Source organism: Lacinutrix neustonica (assembly GCF_026625145.1).
GTDB lineage: Bacteria > Bacteroidota > Bacteroidia > Flavobacteriales > Flavobacteriaceae > Lacinutrix > Lacinutrix neustonica.
This window is the reverse complement of sequence record NZ_CP113088.1, coordinates 2,272,363-2,296,761: the sequence shown is the minus strand read 5'-3', so window position 1 is coordinate 2,296,761 and position 24,399 is coordinate 2,272,363. Positions and strand designations below refer to the sequence as shown.

Below are 24,399 nucleotides of genomic sequence, written 5' to 3'. Positions count from 1 at the left end.
TCTTTGTAAATATACTTTATTTTAGACTTACCTCCAACCGCATACAATGGCACCCATCGCAGCCAAAGAGATTACCCAATACCCTGAATTCATTAGAATGTATTTCCAACTTTTACGCTCGAATAACCCATTTATAGCAATCACTGGAAAAAAGAGAAATAATCCTGCTAAGACACCATGTAAAGCACCATGCTGAAAGGTTCTAAATGCATCCCTGTAATCCCTCATAAAGGCTTCGTATGATGGTTTCGCAAGTGCTGGATCTCCACCCATTAAACTATAAGCTCCCGTTTGATGAATGGTTAATGTTTGAACAAAGAATGCTAATATAAAAGACAGAATTAAGGTGATAACAAAAATAACTAGCATATTGCCGGATTTCATTTTAGCCTCAGTCATTTCGGCTTCGCGCATCCACGCCGTTCCAAATACTTTTGGATTATACCAAATAAATCCAATAAAAATAGGTACTAGAGCAGCAACGAAAATTGCCAAATAATTAAATCCTTCCATACTGTTTTGATTTTTAAGTTAGTACTTTAAATGTACTAAAAAATTATTGAAACGGATTTGTGGTCTTTCTAGCAGACATCCCTACTCTTACATTTCTGCCTTTTTAAGCTATGCCCTTAGTTTCACTAACCAATAGCTCATTTTTGTCTTCCAACGCCTTAGCAATAAAAGCGTTTATGGCGTCATTCTTCTCTAAGCCATCCTTCAATAACACCCCTAATGTTATCATGGTAATTATACGAGTCCCTACCTTTTTAACAGCGGTTCCAAATAAAGGCTCTAGCTCATCATAGTGTACCTTTTTGGCTAGTTCTTGAATTTCAGCCTTTGCTTTTGCTTGCTGTTCGGCATTCATTCTATCATATTTTTTACCAAAAGATTTTATTTGCTCTATAGCTGAACGCGTGTTCTGTTGCGGTTGTTTGTGCTCATTATTTTGAGCGGGTTTAGGCGCTTGCTTCGCCCAAGAATCCCTTAAACCCACTGTTTTATTAAACACTAATTTTTGTGCTGTTGCATCCTCATCAACGTTAAAATACCCTAAACGCTGAAACTGAAACTGATCTCCCACTTTAGCCTCTAATAAGCTAGGTTCTACAAAAGCGTTAATAATTTTAAGTGAATTAGGATTTATGAAATCCATAAAATCTTTATCAGTATGACTATCTCGGTGCTTCATCTACAAACAATCGATCATACTCTCTAACCTCTGCCCTAACGGCGTGTTTTATAGAGACCCAATGGAGGGTGCCTTTAACTTTCTTATCGGTATCTTCAGAATAGGTACATTGAATTTCGGTGATGGTTCCATTTTTGTCTTTTACCACCTGCTCTGCCTTAATGATATAAGCGTTTTTTAATCGCACTTCTCCACCAAGTTTCAATCTAAAAAATTTACTCCCCGCGACTTCTTTGAAGTCTTCTTTTTCAATATACAATTCCCTAGAAAAAGGGATTTGTCTGTAACCGGCACTTTCATCTTCCGGGTTGTTCTCTGCCTCCAGCCATTCTTCTTTATCCTCCGGATAATTAGTAATCACCAATTTAACGGGATCTAACACAGCCATCACTCGCGGCGCTATTTTATTCAAATCTTCACGAATACAAAATTCTAAAAGAGACACATCAATGATGTTTTCACGCTTAGCAACACCGACGGTTTCTACAAATTTTCTAATAGCATCAGGAGTGTAACCTCGGCGACGTAAACCAGAAATGGTTGGCATTCTTGGATCGTCCCATCCGTTTACGATCCCTTCCTCTACTAATTTAAGTAGCTTACGCTTACTCATGATCGTATAGCTCAGGTTCAAACGCGCAAATTCACGTTGTTTAGGACGTAATCTATTCCCCTCTACAACTTGGTCCAAAAACCAATCGTAAAGCTCTCTATGAGGCTTAAATTCAAGCGAACATAACGAGTGTGAAATTTGTTCTATATAATCACTTTCACCATGCGTCCAATCGTACATGGGGTAAATACACCAATCGTTTCCTGTACGGTGATGGTGTTTCTTTAAAATACGATAAATTAAGGGGTCACGCATTAACATATTGGGGTGCTGCATGTCAATTTTAGCGCGTAATATATGCTCCCCTTCATTAAATTCGCCGGCTTTCATTCTCTCGAATAAGTCGAGATTTTCTTCAACAGAACGATTTCTATACGGGCCATCGACCCCTGGTTGTGTTGGTGTTCCTTTTTGCGCAGCCATCGCCTCGCTAGATTGCGAATCAACGTAGGCTTTTCCATCTTTTATTAATTGGACTGCCCAATCGTAAAGTTGTTGGAAATAATCTGAAGAATAGCACTCTTCAGCCCATTGGTATCCCAACCAAGAAACGTCTTTTTTAATAGCATCCACGTATTCCTGCTCTTCTTTTGCTGGATTAGTATCGTCAAACCTCAGGTTTACTGGTGCATTATATTTTTCACCTAAACCAAAACTAATACCAATGGCTTTTGTATGACCAATATGTAAATAGCCATTAGGCTCGGTGGAAAACGAAAACGAAGATCGTTTTTAGAAATTCCCTGTGACAAATCTTCTTCTATAATGTGCTCTAAAAAGTTGAGCGATCTTGTTTCTTCAGACATAAAAAAATACTATTGATTACAGCTATTAAATCAATTTATAGTGCGCTGTAAAATTAGTGAAAAAACCATAGATTTTAAGTATATTTAAACGAAATGCATCTATGATGAATACAGATTCCTTTGAAAGAAACTATTGGAACCAGCGATATCGAGAGGCGGCTACTGGCTGGGATATAGGCAGGCCTTCTACTCCACTGGTAGCCTATATCAATCAGTTAAAAGACAAAACCCTAAAAATTCTAATCCCGGGAGCCGGAAATGCATATGAAGCAGAATACCTCTTCAATAATGGATTTAAAAACGTTTTTGTGTTAGATATTGCAAAACTTCCACTAGAAAATTTACAATGTCGAGTGCCTCACTTTCCTTCAAACCAGCTTATTCATGAGAATTTATTTTCTCATAAAAACACCTATGATTTAATTTTAGAACAGACTTTTTTTTGTGCGTTAGAACCAACTCAAATAAACAGAGATACCTATGCTAAACACATGCATAGCTTACTTAATGCTCATGGTAAGCTTGCGGGGTTGTGGTTTAATATACCACTCAACAAAGCCTCTGAAAGACCCTTTGGAGGTACACGAGAAATGTATTTAAATCATCTTACTCCATATTTTGAAGTTCAATGCTTTGAGCACTGCTATAATTCTATACCTGCTAGAAAAGAAAACGAACTGTTTGGCATTTTTACAAAAAAATAAGCGGTTTGTAGTTATCTTTGCCCATTAACAAAAAACTATGGGAATTATAAAAGTTGAAAATATACGTGTGTATGCACATCACGGTTGCTTAAAAGAAGAAACCGCCATTGGTAGTGATTACCGTGTGGATTTAAAAGTAAAAGCCGACTTACAAAAAAGTGCTTCTAGCGATACATTAAAAGATACCGTAGACTACGTGTTTTTAAATAGAGTAGTTGTTGAAGAAATGGCGATACCTAGCGCCCTTTTAGAGCACGTTGCTAAACGCATATTAGACCGTATTTTTGCTGAAGATAAATTAGTTACTATTGGTACGGTAGCTGTTAGTAAAATTAATCCACCTATAGGAGGTGATGTTGAAATGGTTACGATAGAAATAACCGAAAAAAGAAAAGTGGGCAGTAAATAGTGTAAAAAGGGAAAAGTTTTTATATTTGCTGTCACAAATAAGGTGTCGTGGCCGAGTGGCTAGGCAGTGGTCTGCAACACCATCTACAGCGGTTCGAATCCGCTCGACACCTCAAAAAGAGAGTTGCTTTTTAAGTAGCTCTTTTTTTATGCTTAAATCTCAACGCCATATGGGTGCTATTACAGCCCGGTTCGAATACCATCAATCTCTCAAGCAACCATGCCCTGCATTGATTGATTTCAGCCATTAAAAACGATCACTAAAGGATCCTTTGGTTCTATGTGTTCGTTAATTCTAATGGAGCAGCTGCTTTAGTCTTATTCATGACTTTGATGCTCGATGTCTTCAATAATATCCTTAGGGTTAAATTGATCTTTAGGTAAGAATCCTTTAACGATTAAAATCGTACCACACACAACCGGAATAAGACCTAACAGTCGTTTAACTTTAATAATGCGAACGGGCGTAAGCTTACTTTTTAACTGTTTTGCTAACACGATTTTTATTAAATCGGTAACAAAATAAGCTCCTAACATAGCGCTAAAAAAAGTTAAAAAGCGATTCGTGCTGTTCCCTAAATTGGGACTCACCACAATAATAACACCTAACCAAAATACGAGAACCCCAATGTTTATAAAATTTAAAAAGAAGCCTTTAACAAATAATCTTATATAATTTGTTTTAGGTGCTATAATATCAACGGTGGTTTCCAAATCCTTTTTAGACTTTTTAAAATAGATAATTAGTCCATAAACCGCTAAAATAGTGCCTCCAAAGACATATAATCCGGGTTGGTTACTTAAGTTTTCTAAGAGTTGAAAGCTTGAAAAATAGGCTACGGCAATAAACAACGCATCGGCCACAATAACACCAAAATCGAAAGCCACAGCTGCACGAAAACCTTTAATCACGCTAGTTTCAAGTAAAACAAAGAATACAGGACCAATCATAAAAGCTAAAAAAAAGCCTAAGGGAATTGCTGCCTGGATATCTTCTATCATAACTAAGTAAGTGTTTCCTACAAAGTAAAGAAAATAATTGGTGTTATTAAAGTATTATGACTAATGAGTAAATAAAGTGACTTGCACACTTTATCCATAAAAAAAAGCCTCAAATATAATTTGAAGCTTTTAAATATAATAAAAGGTCCATTTTTAAAGGCCGTCTCTAATTTCTATTCTACCACCAAAGGTTTGCTTTTTATTGAGTTTTTTAGGTTTACCATAAATATACACATCACCTCCTGCCGTTATTTTAACATCTGCTAAATCACTGGCCTTTATTTCGGCTTCTCCAGCAGCTGTTACTTTTACATAGGTTTCCTTTGTATCAAAGTCTCTGCCTTCAAAAACGCCTCCTGTATTTATGGTAATATCTTGTGTTTCAGCCTTTCCTTTTGGTATGATAATACCACCGGAAACAGCTCTTACTATTAATTCTTTTACATCTAATCCTACTTTTAAAACAGCACCTTCTTGGGCTCTTAATTCTATTTTATCTTGCTCAATAAGCTCATTTGAAAATATTTTTGATCCTTCATTACCGTCAATCACTTCAATGTTTTTATAGTGTACAGCAACAAATGTTTTAGTGCCATCAAAACTACGTTCAAATTTCATTCTTACTTTTAAAGTTCCATTTTTAGATAATACTTCTACATCATCTGCATCCTGTCCTGAAATAATAACTTTATTTTCATCTGATTTTACTAAGCTGATATGAATTAAGTCGAACACTTTTACAGTTGTAAAATTGTTCACCCTTTTTTCCATCGGGTTTTGAGAAAAGCCAATGAATGCTATGCCTAATAAAAATGTTGAGAGTCTATATTTCATCATTATAAGAGTTTTGTTACTACTAAAGAGTCCCTTTCTTTAACATTGTTACAGTTTAAAAAAATTATTTACTAGGAACTACGTGAACAGCCGTCCCAGTCACAGAAACCATGGTCATGGCTAAGTTAGGATTGGTTTCTAAATCTAATTTAATACCAACCACTGCATTTGCCTGTAGTTTGTTAGCATTATCTTTTAGTCTTTGAAATGCTTCTTCTTTAGCATCGTTCATAGTCGCTTCAACAGAAGCGTAATACTTATCCATTTTAAACGAAAACGATGCCTTTCTAGTATTTACACTTACGCCGGTTACAATCCCTTTATATTCTAATATTTTAAAACCTTCTATTGAATTCGTTGTCGTTAAAACCATAATTATTATTTACTATTGGTTGCACATGTTGTATAAATATTTCCAAATTAATCTTCAGCTTTACCTATTAATTCAAAATCTAAGTGTCGTTTCACTAAATCGGCTTGTTTCACTTTTACAATTATTTCATCTCCCAATTGATACATGGTTTTTGTATCGCGACCAATTAATGCAAACTGACTTTCATCAAATTCATAGTAATCACCTTTAATATCACGAGTTCTTACCATACCTTCACATTTATTAGCTATAATTTCTACGTAGATGCCCCAGTCTGTTACCCCGGAAATAACCCCTCTAAAAGGTTCGTCTAAATGATCTTGCATAAAACGTATTTGCATGTATTTAATAGAGTCTCTCTCGGCTTTCGTAGCTAGGTATTCCATGTTACTAGAGTGCTTACATTTTTCTTCATAAACCTCTGCATTCGCCGATTTCTCACCATCTAAATAGCGTTGTAGTAAACGGTGTGCCATCACATCTCGGATAACGACGAATTGGTGACGTAAAATGACTGTAGTATTCAAAAGCCAAGCCGTAATGCCCTATATTATTAGTAGTATATTCTGCTTTAGACATGGTTCTAATGGCCAATGTATCGACTAAATTTTGTTCTTTTTTACCTTGAACATCGCTTAATAATTTATTTAAAGAAGAGGCAATACCTGCTTTACTATTAAAATTAAGCTTGTGACCAAATTTTGAAACCACGCCTTGTAACGCCATTAATTTACTTTCATCTGGTTCATCGTGTACCCTATAAACAAATGTCTTCTCTGGTTTTTGTTTGCCAATAAACTCTGATACTTTTCGGTTTGCTAACAACATAAATTCTTCAATTAACTTGTTGGCATCTTTACTGGTTTTAAAAAAGACACCAACAGGGTTTGAATCTTGATCCAAATCGAATTTTACTTCTACTTTATCGAAAGAAATCGCCCCATCACGCATGCGTTTGCCACGCATCATTTTAGCAAGTTCGTCCATTTTTAAAACAGCTTGTGCTATTTCAAGGGTGGTGTTATATACTTTACCTGTTAATGAAACTTCGTTAGGAATGGTGGTATTAATAGTATCCGGTTTTTTAAGTACGTCCCCAGCATTCAAAGCGACATTGTTTTCTATAATGGCTTGAGCTTCTTCATAAGCAAAACGCGCATCAGAATACGTCACGGTTCTACCAAACCACTGGTTCTTTACTTCAGCTTTATGATTCAATTCAAATACTGCAGAAAATGTATATTTCTCTTCATGTGGTCTAAGCGAACATGCACCGTTTGATAGTATTTCAGGCAACATCGGAACAACACGATCTACTAAATATACAGATGTAGCACGTTCATAGGCTTCATCGTCTAAAACAGTCCCTTCTTGTAAATAATGAGACACATCTGCAATGTGAATCCCTATTTCAAAATTACCATTTTCTAAAACGGTAAAGGATAAAGCATCATCAAAATCCTTTGCGTCTTTGGGATCAATCGTAAAGGTTAAATCTTTACGCATGTCGCGACGCTTGGCTATCTCTTCAGGTTTTATATCTAAATCAATGTTATTAGCATACGCTTCCACTTACGGTGCAAACTCGTACGGTAGTCCATAATCTGCTAAAATAGCGTGGATTTCGGTATTATGTTCTCCAGCTTTTCCTAAAACTTTAATCACTTTTCCATTAGGAGAATCGGCTTTTTCGGGCCATTCTTCCATTGTAACCAATACTTTATCACCATCGTCGGCTTGCATGGTTTTACTAATAGGCACGAAAATATCCGTCTTCATTTTATTACCATCAACCACTACAAAAGCAAAGTTCTTTTTGGCATGAATTTGAATAACTCCAACATAATCGGTCTTTGCACGTTTTATAATGTTGGTAATTTCACCTTCTAATTTGCCACGCTTTCTACGTTTGTAAACATAGAGCTCTACTTCATCACCATTTAAAGCTTTGTTAACATTGTTTGAAGCAATGTATATATCATTTTCAAAATCATCACAAATAACATAGCCATTGCCACGTTGTGCGGCATCGAAAATTCCGGTATGGTATTCTGTATTGTTAATGATCTTAAATTTGCCACGCTCTATTTCTTCAATTTCGTTTTTAGCTTTAAGCTCGGCTAATTTTTTTATAATCTGGTTGCGACTACTAGCATCGTTTACGTCTAGTTTTGCCGCTATTTGTTTATAATTAAAAGTTGCGTTTCTCTCTTTTTTTAAAATACTTAAGATTGTATTGGTTAGGTTAGAAATCTTGTTATTTGAAGGTTTCCTGTGTTTTTTATTTGTCATTTAATTTGTAATCTATATCGATTTTCTAATCCCGAAGTCTCGAGAAAAATCATGTTATTTAAAGGTAATCTATGGAGAAGATTATGTATTACCTTTTTACAAAGCTACGTTTTTATTATTAAATGAAAATAAAAGGAACAGTATATTAACTATTTGATAACAAAAAGGGCTTACAAATGAATGCAAGCCCTTTAGTCTTTTATACATTTTAATACAATTATTCCACTATAAATCGCTTGGTCACTTTCCAAGTATTTGTGATTATTTGAGCAAAATAAACACCTTTAGAAAACTGTGAAACATCAAGCTTGGTTTGGTTTGTTTCTAATATTAATTGCCCCAGTTGATTATAGATGCTGAGGTTTTTTAAAGTTGTATTATTACTTAAGGCAATGTTTAAAAATTGTGACGTTGGGTTAGGATATAGCGCAACAGTATTGCTATTTAAACTGAAGGTTTTTGTACTAAGCGCATTGCACTGCCCTTGATTTTCTACAAATGCACTGCTAGCATCAATTGCTGTCCAGGTTGTCGAGCTATAGTTGGCATCATCTACTAAAATACAATTTAAATTAGGATTATTTAATGAACCATATTGAGTTTCAATAATGGCCGCATTATTTCCATTTCTTAGATCTAGACTAGTTAAATTGTTGTTGTCACATTTAATGTATAGAAGGCTTGTATTTTGACTTAAGTTTAAACTACTTATGTTATTATCAGTACAACCAAGAACTTCCAGATTAGTATTTTGGCTTACATCTAAACTACTTAAGAAATTAGTAGAACAATGAAGATATGTAAGATTGCCATTTTTACTTATGTCAAGGTTATTTATATTATTTACATAACATGAAATAGTTTTTAAACTCGTAATCTGACCAAAATTAATACTACTTATGCTATTATTGTTACAGAACAACCGTTCAAGACTTGTATTTTGGCTAACATCTAAACTTTTTATACTATTATTAGAACATTGAATATATGTTAGACCGGAATTCTGACCTAAATTTAAACTAGTTATGTTATTATTTTGGCACCAAAGTTTTTCAAGACTCGTAATTTGGCTGACGTCTAAGCTACTTAAGTTATTATAAGTGCAATAAAGACTCAAAAGACTTGTGTTTTGTCCAAGAATAATATTACTTAGGTTATTATTCTGTGAACAAGAAATTGTTTTAAGACTCCTATTCTGACTGAGATCTAAACTATTAATGCTTGTATAGTTACAAGTAAAATTTTCAAGATTAATATTTTGGCTTAAATCTAGACTAGTAAAGTAAACGTTACCGCATTGAAGTTCTACAAGACTCGTATTATAACTGAGATCTATATCATATAAGAAATTTTTATCGCAATGAAGCGTTGTAAGGCTAGTATTTTGGCTCAAATCTAGATTAGTTAACTTATTATTGCTACATCTAAGATCTGTAAGGTTGATGAAGGCTTCTATCCCTGTAAGGTAGTAAATAACTAAATTACTACAATCTATTGTACCCGTAAACGCTTGTGCTTCACTTACTTGTATTTCTGTGTCATTATTAATATTTATTAGTGCATTGCCTATTAAGTAATTTTTAAAATTAGTATCTCGGAATGTTTACATTTTGTGCTTTAACAGTAGTTATGAAACACATAAATAGACAGATGGATAAGCTTAATCTTTTTAAGAATGTCATTAGTTTTAGAATTAAGAGTCAGTATTTATATTTATAAAATATTGAGTAACTACTTTACAGTTTCAAATATATCACTTTTGTTACCCGAGACTTATTGACTTATCCACATTTATACTATATATTATTATTCTTTCTTTAAAATTTAAAAAAAAATTAATGATGATGATGGCTTGTGAATAGCGGTATAACTTTTTAAAGTTTCTATTGTATAGGTGACTTGTCTCTTTCTATTAACAGGTTATACACTTGTTAATAGTCTCATTTTAAAAGCAATTACTTACACTATTAACAACTGTTTATAACTACAATTCACCAGTTGTTTTTAATAAGTATTTTATTTTTTACTGTTGGTATATGTTCTATTTTACGTGATAAATAGTCTAAATAAAAAGGCTAACTTTTTTGGTCGTTTGCTTTGCATTTTTGTTTGTAAAATTAACTGGATAATCCTAATAAAACTTTTAAAAAACAATGATTAGATATTAACAAGTAGTCCCTATTTAACCTCACAGTTATCAACACTCTTTTATTATTATAATTAACCCTTGACCACAAACCTTTTATAGTAAAAAATCTTTGTCAAATTTAATATAATTCCAATGGTAGAGGATTATAAGTTATGCCTACTTATATGGTATTATTAAAAGACTGTTCACATTATATTTTATGCAATAAGATATTTTATTACGCGGCAAAGCAATTAATTTATAAAGGGTTTCATTAACTTTATAGTCTTAAACACACAACTATAAAATATTAAAAAAATGACTATCTCAATTGGAAATGATCACGCAGGTACCGCCTATAAATTTGCTATTTTAAAGCACTTAGAAGCCAAAGGCTATACGGTTAACAATTATGGTACAGATGCTACAGATAGTGTGGATTACCCTGATTTTGTGCACCCGGTAGCCACAGATGTTGAAAACGACAAAGCAGATTTTGGTATTCTTATTTGTGGTAGTGCTAACGGTGTTGCCATGACTGCTAATAAGCACCAAAAAGTACGTGCAGGAATTTGCTGGACCAAAGAAATTACGCAATTAACCGGACAACATAATAATGCTAACATCATATGTATTCCTGCGCGTTATACAGCCGTGGAGCAAGCAATGGCTATGGTAGACACATTTTTGGAAACCAAATTTGAAGGCGGAAGACACCAAAACCGTGTGGATAAAATACCAGTGTCTTGTTAATATATGAGTCATGACCATTTACATAATCATAGACATGATCATAACGACCTTAGAGGACGCAACCTTTTAATTTCTATTTTTTTAAATGTTGTCATCACTGTGGCACAGGTTATTGGGGGCGTACTCTCCGGGAGTTTGGCTTTATTAAGTGATGCCCTGCATAATTTTAGTGATGTTATCTCATTAATTGTTAGCTACGTTGCCAATCGCTTAACTAAGAAAAAGGCATCTTTAAATAAAACGTTTGGCTATAAACGGGCAGAAATATTGGCTGCATTTATCAATGCTTCAACCTTAATAATTGTTGCTGTTTTATTAATAGTGGAAGCTGTTGACCGATTTCAAAATCCACGCGAGATTGAAAGTGATTTAGTCATCTGGTTGTCTTTAATTGCTATTTTAGGAAATGGTTTTAGTGTATTGTTACTTAAAAAAGACAGCCAGTCTAACATGAATATGCGAAGTGCTTATCTACATCTTATTACAGATATGATGGCTAGTGTTGCCGTTTTAATAGGCGGACTTCTAATGAAATTCTATCAGATATTCCGGATAGATAGTGCGCTTACTTTAGCCATCGCTTTATATCTCATTTATATGGGATATGATTTACTAATGGCCTCTACCAAAGTGCTTATGTTGTTTACACCAGATACTATTCCTGTTGATAAAATAGTTGAAGAATTACACCAGTTTGAAAGCATAAAAAACGTGCATCACATTCATGTATGGCAATTAAATGAAAACGAAATTCATTTTGAAGCTCATATTGATTTTGAAAAAGACATCACTTTGTCTCATTTTGATAAAATACTTCATGAAGTAGAAATTTTATTGTTTGATAAATTTGAAATCAACCACGTTAATATTCAACCGAGAATATGGAAAAGATGATGTTAAGGATTTAATTGTGCAAGATTGATATTATGGAAGACGCCGGCTCATTATTACAAACGGTATTGAAGACGTGCATTTTGTCTTAAGAAAAAAATAATTAAGGGGTATACATACCCTTCCCTAAGAAAAAAGCGAACCAAAGGATAAGGAACTATATGTTAGACATTACAACTAAAACATTTAAAGAACTCACTATTCATGAACTTTACGATTTACTTCAATTACGCAGTGAAGTCTTTGTGGTAGAACAAGATTGTGTCTATCAGGACCTAGATGGTAAAGACGAAAAGGCATTACACGTTATAGGTTTTAAAAATAAAAAAATTATTGCCTATACTAGGCTTTTTAAACCTGGTGATTATTTTAAAGAAGCCAGTATTGGTCGAGTGGTAGTGGCTAAAAATGAAAGAGAACATAAATACGGTTATGATATTATGGCTGCATCGATTGAAACCATTAAAAGGCATTTCAAAGTTTCGGAAATAAAAATATCAGCACAATGTTATTTAAAACGGTTCTATAATAATTTAGGTTTTAAAGAGTTAGGTGAGACTTACTTAGAAGACGGTATACCACATATTGCAATGCTTTATAAACCATAAAAAAAGCCAGCGCAAAGCGCTGGCTGTATAAGTAATAAACCCTACTAAAAATTAATTACTTAGAAATATATCTTACTTCCAATTCAACTCTTCTATCTTCTTTATCTGCTCCTCCTAAGTTGTACTGGCCTGCTAAGCCTTGGTACCTTACTCTATTGGCATCGACACCCGCTTTTACGAGGTAATCACGAATGAATTTTGCTCTTACAACACTTAAGTTAACTTTGCCTGTTTCTTTATCTCTAGAATCTTTTCCATTGAAAGTACAACATACGTGACCGTTGATGGTGAAAAAGATATCTGTACGTCTCACTAAGTAATCTGCCAATTCTTTTAATGTCTCTGAAGATTCAGAGTTAAATAACGTAAACCTCTTTTAAAGTTTAAGTTCTTTAAATTTATAACATCTCCTTTTCTTAAATCTTCACCATAAAACGAACCAGCGATAAATTTCTTAGGAGCAACAATAACAGTCACTCTTCTATTCAAGCTTCTCAACTCATTAAATAAAGTCGATTCTGAAGTGGTTAAAGCGACTTCTCCTTTACCATTTACAGTTACAACTTCGGCTTGTCTAAGCTATTTCTGTATTTAGCAATAATGTCTCTAATCGTTTGTGCTCTTTTATTAGATAATGCCTTATTGTATGAAGTACTACCTCTATCGTCACAATACCCAACAATAGTTATTCTTTCAATATCTATGGTTTCAGTAGCCTTAATAAAAGTTACCAATTTTAAAAATTCTTCAGAAGTCACTTGCGCCTTGTCAGTATCAAAAAAAACATCATGACTAACTACTGAAGTTTTTCCTAATGCCTCATTTTTTGATTCATCTATTGCGAAAGCAATATTTAAAGTGAAGATAACAGCGAATATGTAGGTTAAAATTTTCATGCTAATAGTATTGTAGGTCTTTCAAACATAGAGCTACATTATCTTCTTGCGAAAAATTTTAGACCAGTTTCATATTTATTTGGTTTAAATGCACAACTTCTGTTAAAACGCGCCTTTTTATCGACAAATAGCAGTGCTAAACAACTGATTTTATGCACGTTTCATGGATACGTTAACAAGTAGACCTAAAAAAGGGTCTCTAAAGTTGATCGTTTTGTGACTTCTTTAAAATGGTGTGTTTGTTTTTATAACAAAGCCTTTTTTACTAAAATATAAGGATGTGCTTATAAGGTTTTAGGTGATGAAGGATTAAATTAGTTTAAAAATGTTTTACAAAAGGCTTAAAAACATGTTGACTTTATTCAGGATGGCTCATGTAGTAATTTTACCGTTACGGGATGCTTCCGCTACAAAACCAGTAAATAACAATCAAGCTGCTTTAAAACATAGCTATTACGGGCTTCATGATCATTAAAACCAATAAACGGACCCTTTTTTTCTCTAGCAGCTTCTAATCAAGCGATAAATAGGCTTAGCTAGTGTTGTTCAGTTATGGGAACAACTTAAAGCTGACGATTAAAAGTGCGTACTTGAATGCTTTTTTTTACAAAAAGGTATACCACTCGATACGCTTTGAGTAGATATCCTTTAAATGAAATCAGGGGCTGTTGCCGAGATAACACGGCACCAATAGCTTTTAGTCTATGTTGTTACTTTAAATAACTGTTATATTTAGAAAGGTTTTCTAAAATTTCGGTAGACTTTTTTATTTCAGCGTTGTGCATTTTATAATAGTCATATAAGCCTTCTCTGTAAACATAGCGTTTAATGATTTCATCACTTAATAAGCTCATAAGTTGCGATTTATTATCATCAACAGCTTTTAATTTAGAATTATTTAAATTTTCAAGCAATGAATTAAAGTCGCGACGAATATCGTCATCGAGATTTTCAGATTTTGCCACTTCTAGAGCCTTGTAAAGGGCCATTTCTGTGTCTGTTTCAAAGGAGAAATGAGAGGATTTTAAAAAGCTTTTAAAGCTTCGGAAATCTGAATCTGATAATTTAAACGCATTGATGTCTTCAATCTCATGACTATAATAATATTTAGTAGCATAATCAAAGATACTTTGATTACTCAAAATAGCTTTTGTAATGGCTGAGTTTTTAGAATAATCTAAAGCTTCATCAGGAAACACACCGCCGCCATCATAAACTTTTCTTCCTTTTGCAGTTTTGAAAACGTTATAGTCTTTTTGTTTTACTCTTACTGCATTGCCTTTATCGTCTTTATTCCAATAATCTAAAGCCTGAATACAACGACCAGAAGGTGTGTAGTACCGAGAAATCGTAACTTTTAGTTGTGTGCCGTATGTTAATTTTTTAGGGCGCTGAACTAAACCTTTTCCAAAACTCCTAGCGCCAACAATCACTGCACGATCTAAATCTTGTAGCGTTCCAGCAACAATTTCACTAGCAGATGCGCTTTGCCCATTTATTAAAACCACTACAGGGATTTCTGTATCCACAGGATCGCTGTTGGTATAATAGGTACGGTTGTATTTTTTAACCTTAGATTTTGTAGTTACCACTAATTGCCCTTTTGGTACAAATAAATTCACAATATTTACCGCTTCTCTCAACAGGCCACCAGGATTACTACGGAGGTCTAAAATAACCGTTTTTGCACCTTGTGCTTTTAAATCTTTTAGCGCGTACTCTGTTTGTTGTGAGGCCTTTTCATTAAATTTCTTTAAAACAATATATCCTGTTGTTTCATTTACCATTGAGAAATGAGGAACCGCATCGATTGCAATTTCAGAACGTTTTATTATCGCTTTATAAGTTTTACCCTGTCTTACATAAACGAGTTCTACCGTAGAATTAGGAGTGCCTTTAAGCAGGTTTCCGGCATCATCTTCGTAATCCTCTACACTGTGGCCATCTACATTAATAATTTCATCTCCTGCCTTTAATCCTGCTTTATCTGCAGGATAGCCCTTATAAGGCTCAATAACTACTAATTTGTCTTTTAATGTTTTAATACTCGCACCTACACCTGTATAGTCTCCTGTTTGTTTTATTCTAGCAGCTTCAACATCTTGCTCATTATAGAATTTTGTATAGGGATCCAATTCATTCAACATGTTTTTAATGGCATTATCCATCAAATCTGCAGGGTTTGTTTCATCTACATAATTCATATTTAACTCTTTAAAAAGCGTAGTAAAAATTTCTATTTGCTTTGCAATTTCAAAGAAGTCATTATTGTATGTTTTAAAGGCAGAACCGGTTATTAAAATAACCTGAGCAAAAATTGGAATGAGAATTTTTCTTTTGAGTATCTTTTTCATGACTTCAGGTTTTTAGAAGTTTGATCTATAAATTTATGCAATAAGCTTTTCATTTTGGTATCAACCAATATAAAATCGGGCATTTCTTTACTAATATATAAAATCATAAACGAGTAATGTGTACTGTTGTTGTCTATTAACATATTTTTATTGAGGCGATAAGCCTCTCTAAGCAATCGTTTTATTCTTATTCGGTCTACCGCTTTTTTAAAATTACGCTTGCTTACAGAAACACCAGCCTTAATTCCAGTTTCATTTTGTTGGTATACTAACCGCAAAGGGTATGCCGAAAGACTATGGCCCTCAAGAAATAGTTGGGCAATCGCTTTTTGGCTTTTAAGTTTTTCTTTTTTATTGTAAGTGAATTTCATTGTAATAGAACCGAAATTAGTTCTTACTTGTTTTTTTAGACCCCATCCTCTTATAGCCTTCCATTAATAATACTATTTTATAGTGGTCTCTTTAACCCCTATTCGTTTTGAAAAGGCATAATTATTTAAATGAAAGGGGTTAATAATAGCAGTGTTTTTCATCTATAGTAGTCATAAATACTTAAAATATAATAATCTTTTACTAAATGTTTAGCACTTATGCTATAGACGAGACGAAGATACAAATTTATCAATAAATCAGACATTTGTATATAACCGCCAGAAGAAATATTTGATTTTATTTTGAGTACACCGCATCGCGAAAAAGAGTTGAAATGTAAATAACCTGTAAAAGGGATGTTTATAGGGTTCTAGTTAAAGTGTTTTTTATAAGAAAGACAAGGTCTGTTTTATTTTGATTTTATAAGGTATTGTTTGTTGTCTATTACCAAAGATTATAAAATGACACTTAAGCTCAAAACCAGGTAGTGCCCTTTCAATTATACTGTTAGTTTAATTAAATGCACAATAAAATATGATTTTAATCATGTTTTAATAGCAGTGTTTAAAGTAATTTTAATACCATTAACTCTAATACAATGGGAAACTTAAATGTTATTAAGCTAAATAAAAAAAGAGATAAAGCAAATTATATATATCACCTTTCTAAAGATATTGAGGCTTTAGATCGAATGATTAATGAAGACCTCATTGAAAAAGCACCTATTAGAATTGGTGCCGAACAAGAGTTTTGTATTGTTGATAATGCTTTTTTACCAAATAATAATGCAATTGCTATTTTAAAAGACATCGATGATACCCATTTCACTACAGAAATTGGTAACTACAACTTGGAAATTAATCTTGATCCGATTGAGTTGGAAACAAACTGTTTTTCTAAAATGCATACTCAGCTCATCACATTAATGGAAAAGGCTAAAATAAGTGCAAAAAAACACCACTCAAAAATAGTTCTTACAGGCATTCTTCCAACCCTTTCTTTAAAACATATAAGTATAAATAATATGGCGCCAATACAGCGGTATTATGTGTTAAATGATGCTGTAAAAGAATCGAGAAAACAAGATTTTAACATTCACATTAAAGGTGTAGATGAACTTAATTTGTTACATGATTCCGTCATGCTTGAAGGCTGTAATACCAGTTTTCAATCCCATTTACAAATGAATCCGGAGACTTTTGTGGAAGACTATAATTGGGCACAAGCTATTTACGGGCCAATCTTAAGTGTCTGTACTAACTCTCCGTTGCTTTTTGGTAAGGAGTTGTGGAGTGAAACTAGAATTGCACTATTTACGCAAAGTGTAGACACCGCGAGCAAATTCATTTTTACTTAATGAAAAGCAGTCTAGAGTTAGTTTTGGTCGCGCTTGGGAAACAGGAAGTATTACTGATATTTTTAAAGATAATATTTCCAGGTTTAGAAGTTTGGTGACCTCTGAATTCGAAAAAGACAGTATTGAAATGTTAGATCAAAATGACATTCCGGAACTGAAAGCATTAAATCTTCACAACGGAACAGTCTATCGCTGGAATAGAGTATGCTATGGGGTTGGAAATGGAAAGCCTCATATTAGAATAGAAAACAGATACATTCCTTCAGGCCCTTCAATGACAGACGAAATTGCTAACATGATGTTTTGGGTTGGTGTCATGCTTGGCAAACCAAAACAATACAAAACCATACATGAAACGATGGATTTTAAAGATGTAAAATTAAACTTCTTTAGTGCGGCACGTTATGGTATGGGAACTCAGTTTAAATGGAATAACAAAACGATTTCCAGTCAGGATTTAATTCTAGATGAATTATTGCCTATGGCTTATCGGGGGCTTTATAGTAAAGGTATTTCTCCCAAAGATGCAGAATACTATTTAGGCATTATTGAAAATAGGGCACATTCTTTTACAGCTTCAGAATGGCTAATTAAGAGTTATAGAAATGTATTGCAATCAAAAAAACGACATGAAGCCTTACAAGTATTAACGGCTAATTTGTATTTAAAACAGGCACACGATTATCCGGTTTCCAGTTGGGAGGTCCTTCAGCCTGATGCAACCACGACATTTAAGATTAAAAAAAAGGTGCGGCACATTATGAATACAGATATTTTTTCTGTAGACAAAAAAGACAGCTTGGAGCTTGTTCTTCAAATTATGAAATGGAAAAACATTCACCATATGCCGGTCATTAATAAACGTAAAAATTTAATTGGATTATTAAGCTGGAATGATGTAAAAAGCTATTTACATAAATACGAGGCCACTACAAAATCGGTTCAGAATGTAATGAAACAAGACTTAATAACCAGTACTGAAGATGAAACGGTAACCAAAGCCAAAGCCTTAATGGAGACGCACCAAATTGGGTGTCTTCCTGTTGTTAAAGGAAAAAAATTAATAGGGATTATTACATTAAATGATATGTAAACTTTATGGTGAATGTCTTCAATAAGGCACTGGATGAAACCATTCAGGTCAATAGAATAATTGGAAAAGTGGAAGGCCATTCTCAAGGGCCAACCGTCGTTTTTTTTGCAGGGATTCATGGTAATGAAACCGCAGGCGTTTTTGCTCTAGATTCTATTTTTAGAACACTTACTAATAGTTTGGTAAATGGGACAGTTTATGGCATCGCGGGAAATTTAAACGCCTTAAACCATCATCAGCGTTATATAGATGAAGATCTAAATAGGCTATGGACTGATGAGAAGCTTAACGCACTTAAAAACAAATTGGTTTACAACATAGAAGAAAAAGAACAAACAGAACTTTACAGTATTTTAAAGGACATTATAAATACGAATACAGGTCCTTTTTATTTTATAGACCTACACACAACGTCTAGTAAGACACTTCCATTTATTACCATTAACGACGCTTTAATAAATCGTTATTTTTCAAAGGTTTTCCCGGTCCCAATTGTTTTAGGAATTGAAGAATACCTTAATGGTCCATTATTAAGTTATATAAATACACTAGGTTATGTATCATTGGGTTTTGAATCAGGTCAACACGATAGCGCAGCGGCCTTCTCAAATAGTATTGCATTTATTTATCTTGTGTTAGTAAATACGACTGTGATGCAAAGCGAAGATATTACTGGGTATCCTGTTTATTATAACCAACTTAAAGAACAATCAAAAAACAACATTCATTTTTTTGAAGTCGTTTATTTATACGCTATTAATAAAGAAGAGCGATTTGAGATGCTTCCTGGTTTTAAAAGTTTTCAACGAATTAAGAAAGGAGCCGCTTTAGCTAAAAGCAACAATAACAAGATATTATCAAAATTTAATGCGAGACTTTTTATGCCATTGTATCAAAGTAAAGGTCAAGAAGGCTTTTTTATTATAAAAACAATCACGCCTTTAATTTTGCAACTTTCAATAGTTTTACGACGCTTAAAATTAGAACGCTTATTTGTAATGCTTCCAGGCGTTTTTTGGGAAACTAGGGACAGAAAAGTACTTATGATTGATTTAAGGGTCACTAAATTTTTCGCTAAATCTATTTTTCATTTATTTGGGTATCGCAAAAAAAAAATAAGTAGACATTTTATGATGCTATTTAATAGAGAACAAACAGCAAAGGTTCTGCAGTATAAAAATGAATTGTGGTATAAAAAAAGCAGTATTTTTTAAATACTGCTTTTTTAAATTTTTAAAATTGAACGTTTACTTTTTATTATTCTCTTTATTAATATCTGCCATTAACCCTTTAGGATCAATTTCAACGCTTTTCACATTCTTTTTAACCTCAAAAGTATAGGTTGGATATGCCCAAGCCCAATCTGGTTTAATAGTTGCTGAGGTTGGTTTCTCACCCCGCATCATTTGTAAAGGAATATAAACACTCTCGGTTGAACCATCGGTATAGGTAACTTCGACATCTAAAGGCATTGGCATTAAGCCAATACGTTCTAATGTGACTTTATTAGCATCAATATTTTTTACGCCGTAGTCAATGGTATTGGTGGTCATTGTCCAATCGGTTAAATACCAATCTAACTCTAATCCGGATATTTTTTCGGCCACACGAATAAAATCGTTAGGTGTAGGGTGCTTAAAAGCCCAATCTCTAAAATACTGTTTTAAGGTTTTATTTAAATTTTCCTGTCCAATAACATAGCCTAGTTGAGATAAAAATACCGCACCCTTATTATAAGCAGCAATGCCGTAAGCCATATTAGACTCAAAACGATCGGCGTGTGTGGATTGTGGTTTTTCTTTACCTGATTTAACTAAATAATAGTATCCTTTATAAGCACTTGCAACAGGGTTATCAGCATTTTCTTTGTTAATAAAATCCATAGCATAATCACTAATGTAACTGGTGAAACCTTCATCCATCCACTCGTGCTTACCTTCATTGGAGGCCAATAAGAATTGAAACCAGGTGTGTGCCAATTCATGAGCAGTAACCCCGATGAGGCTTCCAAGCTTTCTTTTTCCTGTAATTAAAGTACACATCGCATACTCCATACCGCCGTCACCTCCTTGGATAACTGAATACTGATCGTATGGATATTGGCCTATATTTTCACTAAAATATTGCATCATTTCCACAGTTTTCGGCTGTAATACTTTCCAAAACTGAAGATTTTCAGCAGGTAAATCTTTTTTGTAATAGAAATTAAGCAGAGGTCCGTTAGGCACCTGCATCGTATCGTGAATATAATCAGGATCTGCAGCCCAAGTAAAGTCGTGAACGTTAGGCGCGGTATAACGTAAGGTTTTTTTATTCCCGTTCACAGTCTCTTTTTCAAGATATCCCGTACCCCCAACGATATAGTCTTTATCAATAGTTAAGTTCACATTAAAATCACCCCACACACCATGAAATTCTCTTCCAATGTAAGGATCAGCATGCCAACCTTCAAAATCATACTCTGCTAACTTAGGATACCATTGTGTCATTGACAATGCCACACCTTCGGCATTATTTCTGCCCGAACGTCGAATTTGTACTGGGACTTGAGCATCAAAAACCATATCAAAAGTGACACTTTCACCGGGCTGAATGGCTTTGTTCAATGTTACCTCTAAAATAGTTCCTGCAGTTATATGCTCTACTTTGTTTCCATTTTGCTTCAAAGAGGAGACATTGATGTACCCAATTTCATTGGGTTTTAATTTACTTATTCTACTTTCTTTGACATCGCCAACTTGAGTAACCATCCTGCCGTCTCGGATCTTCTATGGTTTGTAATCGAATATCCATTTCACTTCCTGGTTGAAACGCATTAAAGTATAAGTGATAGAATACTTTGTCTAAAACATCTCGGAGAATTATTGGTATACACTAATGTCTGCTTGCCTTGATATTGGTAGTCATTCACATTCATATCTATATCCATTTTGTAGTCAACATGTTGTTGCCAATAGGTAGACTTAGCAGAACTAGCTGTCACGGCCATGGGACTGCTTAGTGAAGGGCTTGAAGTTTTTGAAACACTTTTAGATGAGCCACATGAGGCTAAAATAAGAGACACCGATACCGCGAAGAAAAAAAGCTTTTTCATTTGAATTTATTTAAAAATAAACCGCTTAATGGTTAACCAAGAGGATAACTATATTAAGCGGTTTGTTAATTACTAATTATTTAGATAATTGAGCAGCCATAACCAATGCATTGTAAGCATTAACCATTTTTGCTGATTTTGTTAAGCTTCCAAAGGCTTGTATATTATTAGCATCACCACCAACAACAACCTTAGTTGTAACCGCTAAACCGAGAATCTAAAATAATTTGCTTCACTTGAGCAGCGGTTAGTTTTGGATACTGAGACCATACTAAAGCAGCAACCCCAGCAACCGCAGGAGCAGCCATAGATGTACCACCAAAAGTACTATATTCGTTTTCACGGTGTTGTAGAATATATTTGAGCACCAGGCGCAAAAACATCTACATTTTTCTTTCCATAGTTAGAAAACCCTGCAACCATATTGGTGCCATAACTAGGGGCTAAAGCACCAACACGAATATACGTATTGCTCACTTCCTCACCATTTATGTTATCGTCTCGGAAAATTTGGGGCTGTATCGACATCTTTACCATCATTTCCTGCAGCATGGACAAAGACCACACCTTTATCACTAGCGTACTTAATAGCATCTCTTACCCAATCTGCATGTGGAGAAAAACTTTTTCCAAAACTACCATTAATTATTTTTGCACCATTATCAACAGCGTAGCGAATGGCTTTTGCAACGTCTTTATCATACTCATCACCATTTGGAACAGCACGAATACTCATGATTTCAACATTATTAGCAACGCCATTTGCTCCTTTTCCATTATTACGTTCGGCAGCAATAATACCTGCAACGTGCGTTCCATGAGCTTCAGATTTTTTTACTGGCAAAACATTTCCATTACCGTAGCCTGATTTATCGTTAAAATCGTTTGGGTTATCCCCTGTTTTTCTACCTTTAAAGTCTTTGTTTAAATTAAAATTTACTTGATCTGTAAAGTACTCTACACCTCCCTTAACTTGTTCCAAACCTTCTTCAAGAGACGTCATACCATTACTATACATTAAATTAGCGGTTTCTATAGCTGCTTTTAATTCTGCGTCTTCAGTTTCAATTGCGGCAACTTCTTTTGCTGTATAACTGCGTTTTTTAAAATGAGCCGACAGTACTTTATTAGCATCATTCACCTTCGCGTATACTTGATCATAGTATTGTTTTCTTGATAACGCTTGTCCATAATCGGTATCATATTTCGCTTTAGCTTCAGCATATCTTGGCGCGCTGGTGTCACCACTAGCAATTAAGCGCACGTATTCTAATTGCTCATCATAGCCAGTACCCGGAAAATTCCATCCGTGGATGTCATCGATATACCCATTACCATCATCATCTTTCCCGTTTCCGGCGATTTCTTTTTTATTGGTCCACAGGACACCATCTAAATCTTCGTGAGTGATATCAATTCCGGAATCGATAACGGCAACAATAATTTTTTGTCCTTTTTTGCCTTTTATAATTTCGGCATATGCTTTGTCAACACTCATTCCTGGAATCGTATCTTTTACTAGATCCAAGTGACCCCAATTCTGCTTTTCGGCAGTAGTTAAATCGGCCTCTTTAATAGGTGTTGTGTCAATATTTTCAATAGGCGTTGATAATATTGGGGCTCCACCACCACAGCTTGATAACATCACTGCTGAAAAGAGGGAGAATAATAGTGTCTTATTAATAAATTTCATGGTGTAAGGTGTTTAGTTATTTTTATAAATTAAATATGTCTTTACTGGTGTGAATTTCTTTTAAACGCACACCTTTCTCCGTATGTTGAACGGTTATTAGTTCATGATGTGCATCGTGTTCCAAAAATAAGTAATAATTATTATCTGCCGCTAAATTGAGGAATTTTTCTTTTTCGTCTAAACTCAATAGTGGTCTTGTGTCATAGCCCATAACGAATGGAATTGGTAGGTGTCCCACGGTAGGTAATAAATCGGCCATAAAACAAATGGTTTTGTCTTGATACCTTATCATAGGAATCATTTGTTTTTCTGTATGACCATTGGCGAAGAAAATATCAAAACCTAATGCCGAGTTTTTTAAAAGATCTTTTTTAGGAAGCGAAGTAAACTTTAAATGCCCGCATGCTTCCATAGGTAAGATGTTTTCTTTTAAAAAAGAGGCCACTTCGCGACGGTTGGGCTGTGTTGCCCATTGCCAATGTTTGTCATTGCTCCAAAAAACGGCGTTTTTAAAGGCAGGTTCTAAAAGTGTGCGGTCTTTGTTATATTGAATGCTTCCCCCACAATGATCAAAATGCAGATGTGTCATAAACACATCGGTAATATCATCCCGGTGAAACCCATATTTTGCCAAAGACTTATCTATAGTATCGTCACCCCAAAGATGGTAATACCCATAAAACTTTTCACTTTGTTTGTTTCCCATTCCAGTATCGATTAAAATTAACCGATCGCTATCTTCAATCAAGAGACAGCGCGCCGCAATATCAATCATGTTATTACTATCGGCAGGATTTGTTCGGGTCCATAGCGATTTTGGTACCACGCCAAACATAGCGCCCCCATCAAGTTTAAAATTGCCAGCATTAATTGGATATAAATTCATTCTTGCAAATTATGAAAAAGGATAGAAAAGTGAGTCACTATTAAGTTTTT

The 24,399-nt window shown here is 34.2% G+C and carries 16 protein-coding genes, 1 tRNA gene and 6 pseudogenes; 9 read left to right on the top strand and 14 right to left on the bottom strand.

The window, feature by feature from the left end; translation table 11 throughout:
• Positions 1–27: 27 nt before the first annotated feature.
• Positions 28–513, bottom strand: a complete 486-nt coding sequence (locus N7U66_RS12460) for a DUF1761 domain-containing protein (RefSeq protein ID WP_267675543.1) — start codon at positions 511–513, stop codon at positions 28–30.
• 103 nt (positions 514–616) lie between these two features.
• A pseudogene (locus N7U66_RS12455) lies at positions 617–2,611 on the bottom strand (glutamine--tRNA ligase/YqeY domain fusion protein).
• A 101-nt stretch (positions 2,612–2,712) separates the two neighbouring features.
• Between N7U66_RS12455 and N7U66_RS12450 the strand changes: the two are divergent.
• The 3 genes from N7U66_RS12450 (at position 2,713) to N7U66_RS12440 (ending at position 3,836) form a co-directional block, all read left to right on the top strand.
• Entirely contained in the window at positions 2,713–3,315 is a 603-nt protein-coding gene (locus N7U66_RS12450) for a class I SAM-dependent methyltransferase (RefSeq protein WP_267675542.1), read from the top strand.
• A gap of 37 nt (positions 3,316–3,352) precedes the next feature.
• A complete protein-coding gene (gene folB / locus N7U66_RS12445) occupies positions 3,353–3,724 on the top strand; it encodes a dihydroneopterin aldolase (protein ID WP_267675541.1) in 372 nt (123 codons plus the stop codon).
• A 41-nt stretch (positions 3,725–3,765) separates the two neighbouring features.
• A tRNA-Cys gene (locus N7U66_RS12440) sits at positions 3,766–3,836 on the top strand.
• Between the two features lie 205 nt (positions 3,837–4,041).
• On the opposite strand, the gene N7U66_RS12435 is transcribed toward N7U66_RS12440, so the two are convergent.
• The 5 genes and pseudogenes from N7U66_RS12435 to N7U66_RS12415 all read right to left on the bottom strand — a co-directional run bounded on the left by N7U66_RS12435 (position 4,042) and on the right by N7U66_RS12415 (position 9,617).
• Entirely contained in the window at positions 4,042–4,725 is a 684-nt protein-coding gene (locus tag N7U66_RS12435; protein WP_267675540.1) for a LysE family translocator, read from the bottom strand.
• A gap of 153 nt (positions 4,726–4,878) precedes the next feature.
• The gene (locus N7U66_RS12430; RefSeq protein WP_313791219.1) at positions 4,879–5,562 is read right to left on the bottom strand and encodes a head GIN domain-containing protein; all 684 of its coding nucleotides are present in this window, start codon (positions 5,560–5,562) and stop codon (positions 4,879–4,881) included.
• A gap of 61 nt (positions 5,563–5,623) precedes the next feature.
• Complete coding sequence (locus tag N7U66_RS12425; RefSeq protein ID WP_267675539.1) at positions 5,624–5,932, bottom strand: YbjQ family protein; 309 nt, start codon at positions 5,930–5,932, stop codon at positions 5,624–5,626.
• A gap of 47 nt (positions 5,933–5,979) precedes the next feature.
• Positions 5,980–8,224: pseudogene (rnr, locus tag N7U66_RS12420) on the bottom strand (ribonuclease R).
• Between the two features lie 217 nt (positions 8,225–8,441).
• Positions 8,442–9,617 (bottom strand): leucine-rich repeat domain-containing protein, encoded by a 1,176-nt coding sequence (locus tag N7U66_RS12415; RefSeq protein WP_267675538.1) that lies wholly within the window; start codon positions 9,615–9,617, stop codon positions 8,442–8,444.
• Between the two features lie 1,053 nt (positions 9,618–10,670).
• On the opposite strand from N7U66_RS12415, the gene rpiB reads away from it, so the two are divergent.
• The 3 genes and pseudogenes from rpiB (at position 10,671) to N7U66_RS12400 (ending at position 12,604) form a co-directional block, all read left to right on the top strand.
• Positions 10,671–11,105, top strand: coding sequence for a ribose 5-phosphate isomerase B (rpiB, locus tag N7U66_RS12410; protein ID WP_267675537.1), 435 nt, complete (start codon positions 10,671–10,673; stop codon positions 11,103–11,105).
• Positions 11,106–11,108: 3 nt separating this feature from the next.
• Positions 11,109–12,027 (top strand): annotated as a pseudogene (locus N7U66_RS12405) (cation diffusion facilitator family transporter).
• Between the two features lie 130 nt (positions 12,028–12,157).
• On the top strand, positions 12,158–12,604 hold the full coding sequence (locus N7U66_RS12400) for a GNAT family N-acetyltransferase (RefSeq protein WP_267675536.1): 447 nt from the start codon (positions 12,158–12,160) through the stop codon (positions 12,602–12,604).
• A gap of 55 nt (positions 12,605–12,659) precedes the next feature.
• On the opposite strand, the pseudogene N7U66_RS12395 reads toward N7U66_RS12400, so the two are convergent.
• The 4 genes and pseudogenes from N7U66_RS12395 to rnpA all read right to left on the bottom strand — a co-directional run.
• Positions 12,660–12,950: pseudogene (locus N7U66_RS12395) on the bottom strand (OmpA family protein); the annotation flags it as partial.
• Positions 12,951–13,161: 211 nt separating this feature from the next.
• The gene (locus N7U66_RS12390) at positions 13,162–13,500 is read right to left on the bottom strand and encodes an OmpA family protein (RefSeq protein ID WP_267675535.1); all 339 of its coding nucleotides are present in this window, start codon (positions 13,498–13,500) and stop codon (positions 13,162–13,164) included.
• 710 nt (positions 13,501–14,210) lie between these two features.
• On the bottom strand, positions 14,211–15,854 hold the full coding sequence (locus tag N7U66_RS12385; RefSeq protein WP_267675534.1) for a S41 family peptidase: 1,644 nt from the start codon (positions 15,852–15,854) through the stop codon (positions 14,211–14,213).
• Positions 15,851–16,225, bottom strand: coding sequence for a ribonuclease P protein component (gene rnpA, locus N7U66_RS12380; protein WP_267675533.1), 375 nt, complete (start codon positions 16,223–16,225; stop codon positions 15,851–15,853). The genes N7U66_RS12385 and rnpA overlap by 4 nt, the downstream gene beginning before the upstream one ends.
• A 599-nt stretch (positions 16,226–16,824) precedes the next feature.
• On the opposite strand from rnpA, the gene N7U66_RS12375 reads away from it, so the two are divergent.
• From N7U66_RS12375 to N7U66_RS12365, 3 genes are all read left to right on the top strand, one after another.
• Complete coding sequence (locus tag N7U66_RS12375; protein WP_267675532.1) at positions 16,825–17,583, top strand: hypothetical protein; 759 nt, start codon at positions 16,825–16,827, stop codon at positions 17,581–17,583.
• Between the two features lie 94 nt (positions 17,584–17,677).
• Positions 17,678–18,676 carry a CBS domain-containing protein gene (locus N7U66_RS12370; protein WP_267678526.1) on the top strand — a complete coding sequence of 333 codons (999 nt, stop codon included), beginning with the start codon at positions 17,678–17,680 and terminating at the stop codon, positions 18,674–18,676.
• Positions 18,677–18,681: 5 nt separating this feature from the next.
• A complete protein-coding gene (locus tag N7U66_RS12365; protein WP_267675531.1) occupies positions 18,682–19,890 on the top strand; it encodes a succinylglutamate desuccinylase/aspartoacylase domain-containing protein in 1,209 nt (402 codons plus the stop codon).
• Between the two features lie 33 nt (positions 19,891–19,923).
• Here the strand turns inward: N7U66_RS12365 and N7U66_RS12360 are convergent.
• The 3 genes and pseudogenes from N7U66_RS12360 to N7U66_RS12350 all read right to left on the bottom strand — a co-directional run bounded on the left by N7U66_RS12360 (position 19,924) and on the right by N7U66_RS12350 (position 24,349).
• A pseudogene (locus tag N7U66_RS12360) lies at positions 19,924–21,770 on the bottom strand (M1 family aminopeptidase).
• A gap of 76 nt (positions 21,771–21,846) precedes the next feature.
• Positions 21,847–23,463 (bottom strand): annotated as a pseudogene (locus N7U66_RS12355) (S8 family peptidase).
• Positions 23,464–23,485: 22 nt separating this feature from the next.
• Positions 23,486–24,349, bottom strand: a complete 864-nt coding sequence (locus tag N7U66_RS12350; RefSeq protein ID WP_267675530.1) for an MBL fold metallo-hydrolase — start codon at positions 24,347–24,349, stop codon at positions 23,486–23,488.
• Positions 24,350–24,399 lie beyond the last annotated feature (50 nt).

Excerpts from the sequence above, each read along its gene's own strand:
- N7U66_RS12450 (WP_267675542.1), top strand. The coding sequence starts at position 2,713 with ATGATGAATACAGATTCCTTTGAAAGAAACTATTGGAACCAGCGATAT.
- N7U66_RS12375 (WP_267675532.1), top strand. The coding sequence starts at position 16,825 with ATGGGAAACTTAAATGTTATTAAGCTAAATAAAAAAAGAGATAAAGCA.
- N7U66_RS12400 (WP_267675536.1), top strand. The coding sequence starts at position 12,158 with ATGTTAGACATTACAACTAAAACATTTAAAGAACTCACTATTCATGAA.
- N7U66_RS12390 (WP_267675535.1), bottom strand. The coding sequence starts at position 13,500 with ATGAAAATTTTAACCTACATATTCGCTGTTATCTTCACTTTAAATATT.
- N7U66_RS12425 (WP_267675539.1), bottom strand. The coding sequence starts at position 5,932 with ATGGTTTTAACGACAACGAATTCAATAGAAGGTTTTAAAATATTAGAA.
- N7U66_RS12435 (WP_267675540.1), bottom strand. The coding sequence starts at position 4,725 with ATGATAGAAGATATCCAGGCAGCAATTCCCTTAGGCTTTTTTTTAGCT.
- folB (WP_267675541.1), top strand. The coding sequence starts at position 3,353 with ATGGGAATTATAAAAGTTGAAAATATACGTGTGTATGCACATCACGGT.
- N7U66_RS12350 (WP_267675530.1), bottom strand. The coding sequence starts at position 24,349 with ATGAATTTATATCCAATTAATGCTGGCAATTTTAAACTTGATGGGGGC.
- N7U66_RS12365 (WP_267675531.1), top strand. The coding sequence starts at position 18,682 with ATGGTGAATGTCTTCAATAAGGCACTGGATGAAACCATTCAGGTCAAT.
- N7U66_RS12385 (WP_267675534.1), bottom strand. The coding sequence starts at position 15,854 with ATGAAAAAGATACTCAAAAGAAAAATTCTCATTCCAATTTTTGCTCAG.
- rpiB (WP_267675537.1), top strand. The coding sequence starts at position 10,671 with ATGACTATCTCAATTGGAAATGATCACGCAGGTACCGCCTATAAATTT.
- N7U66_RS12430 (WP_313791219.1), bottom strand. The coding sequence starts at position 5,562 with ATGATGAAATATAGACTCTCAACATTTTTATTAGGCATAGCATTCATT.
- N7U66_RS12460 (WP_267675543.1), bottom strand. The coding sequence starts at position 513 with ATGGAAGGATTTAATTATTTGGCAATTTTCGTTGCTGCTCTAGTACCT.
- rnpA (WP_267675533.1), bottom strand. The coding sequence starts at position 16,225 with ATGAAATTCACTTACAATAAAAAAGAAAAACTTAAAAGCCAAAAAGCG.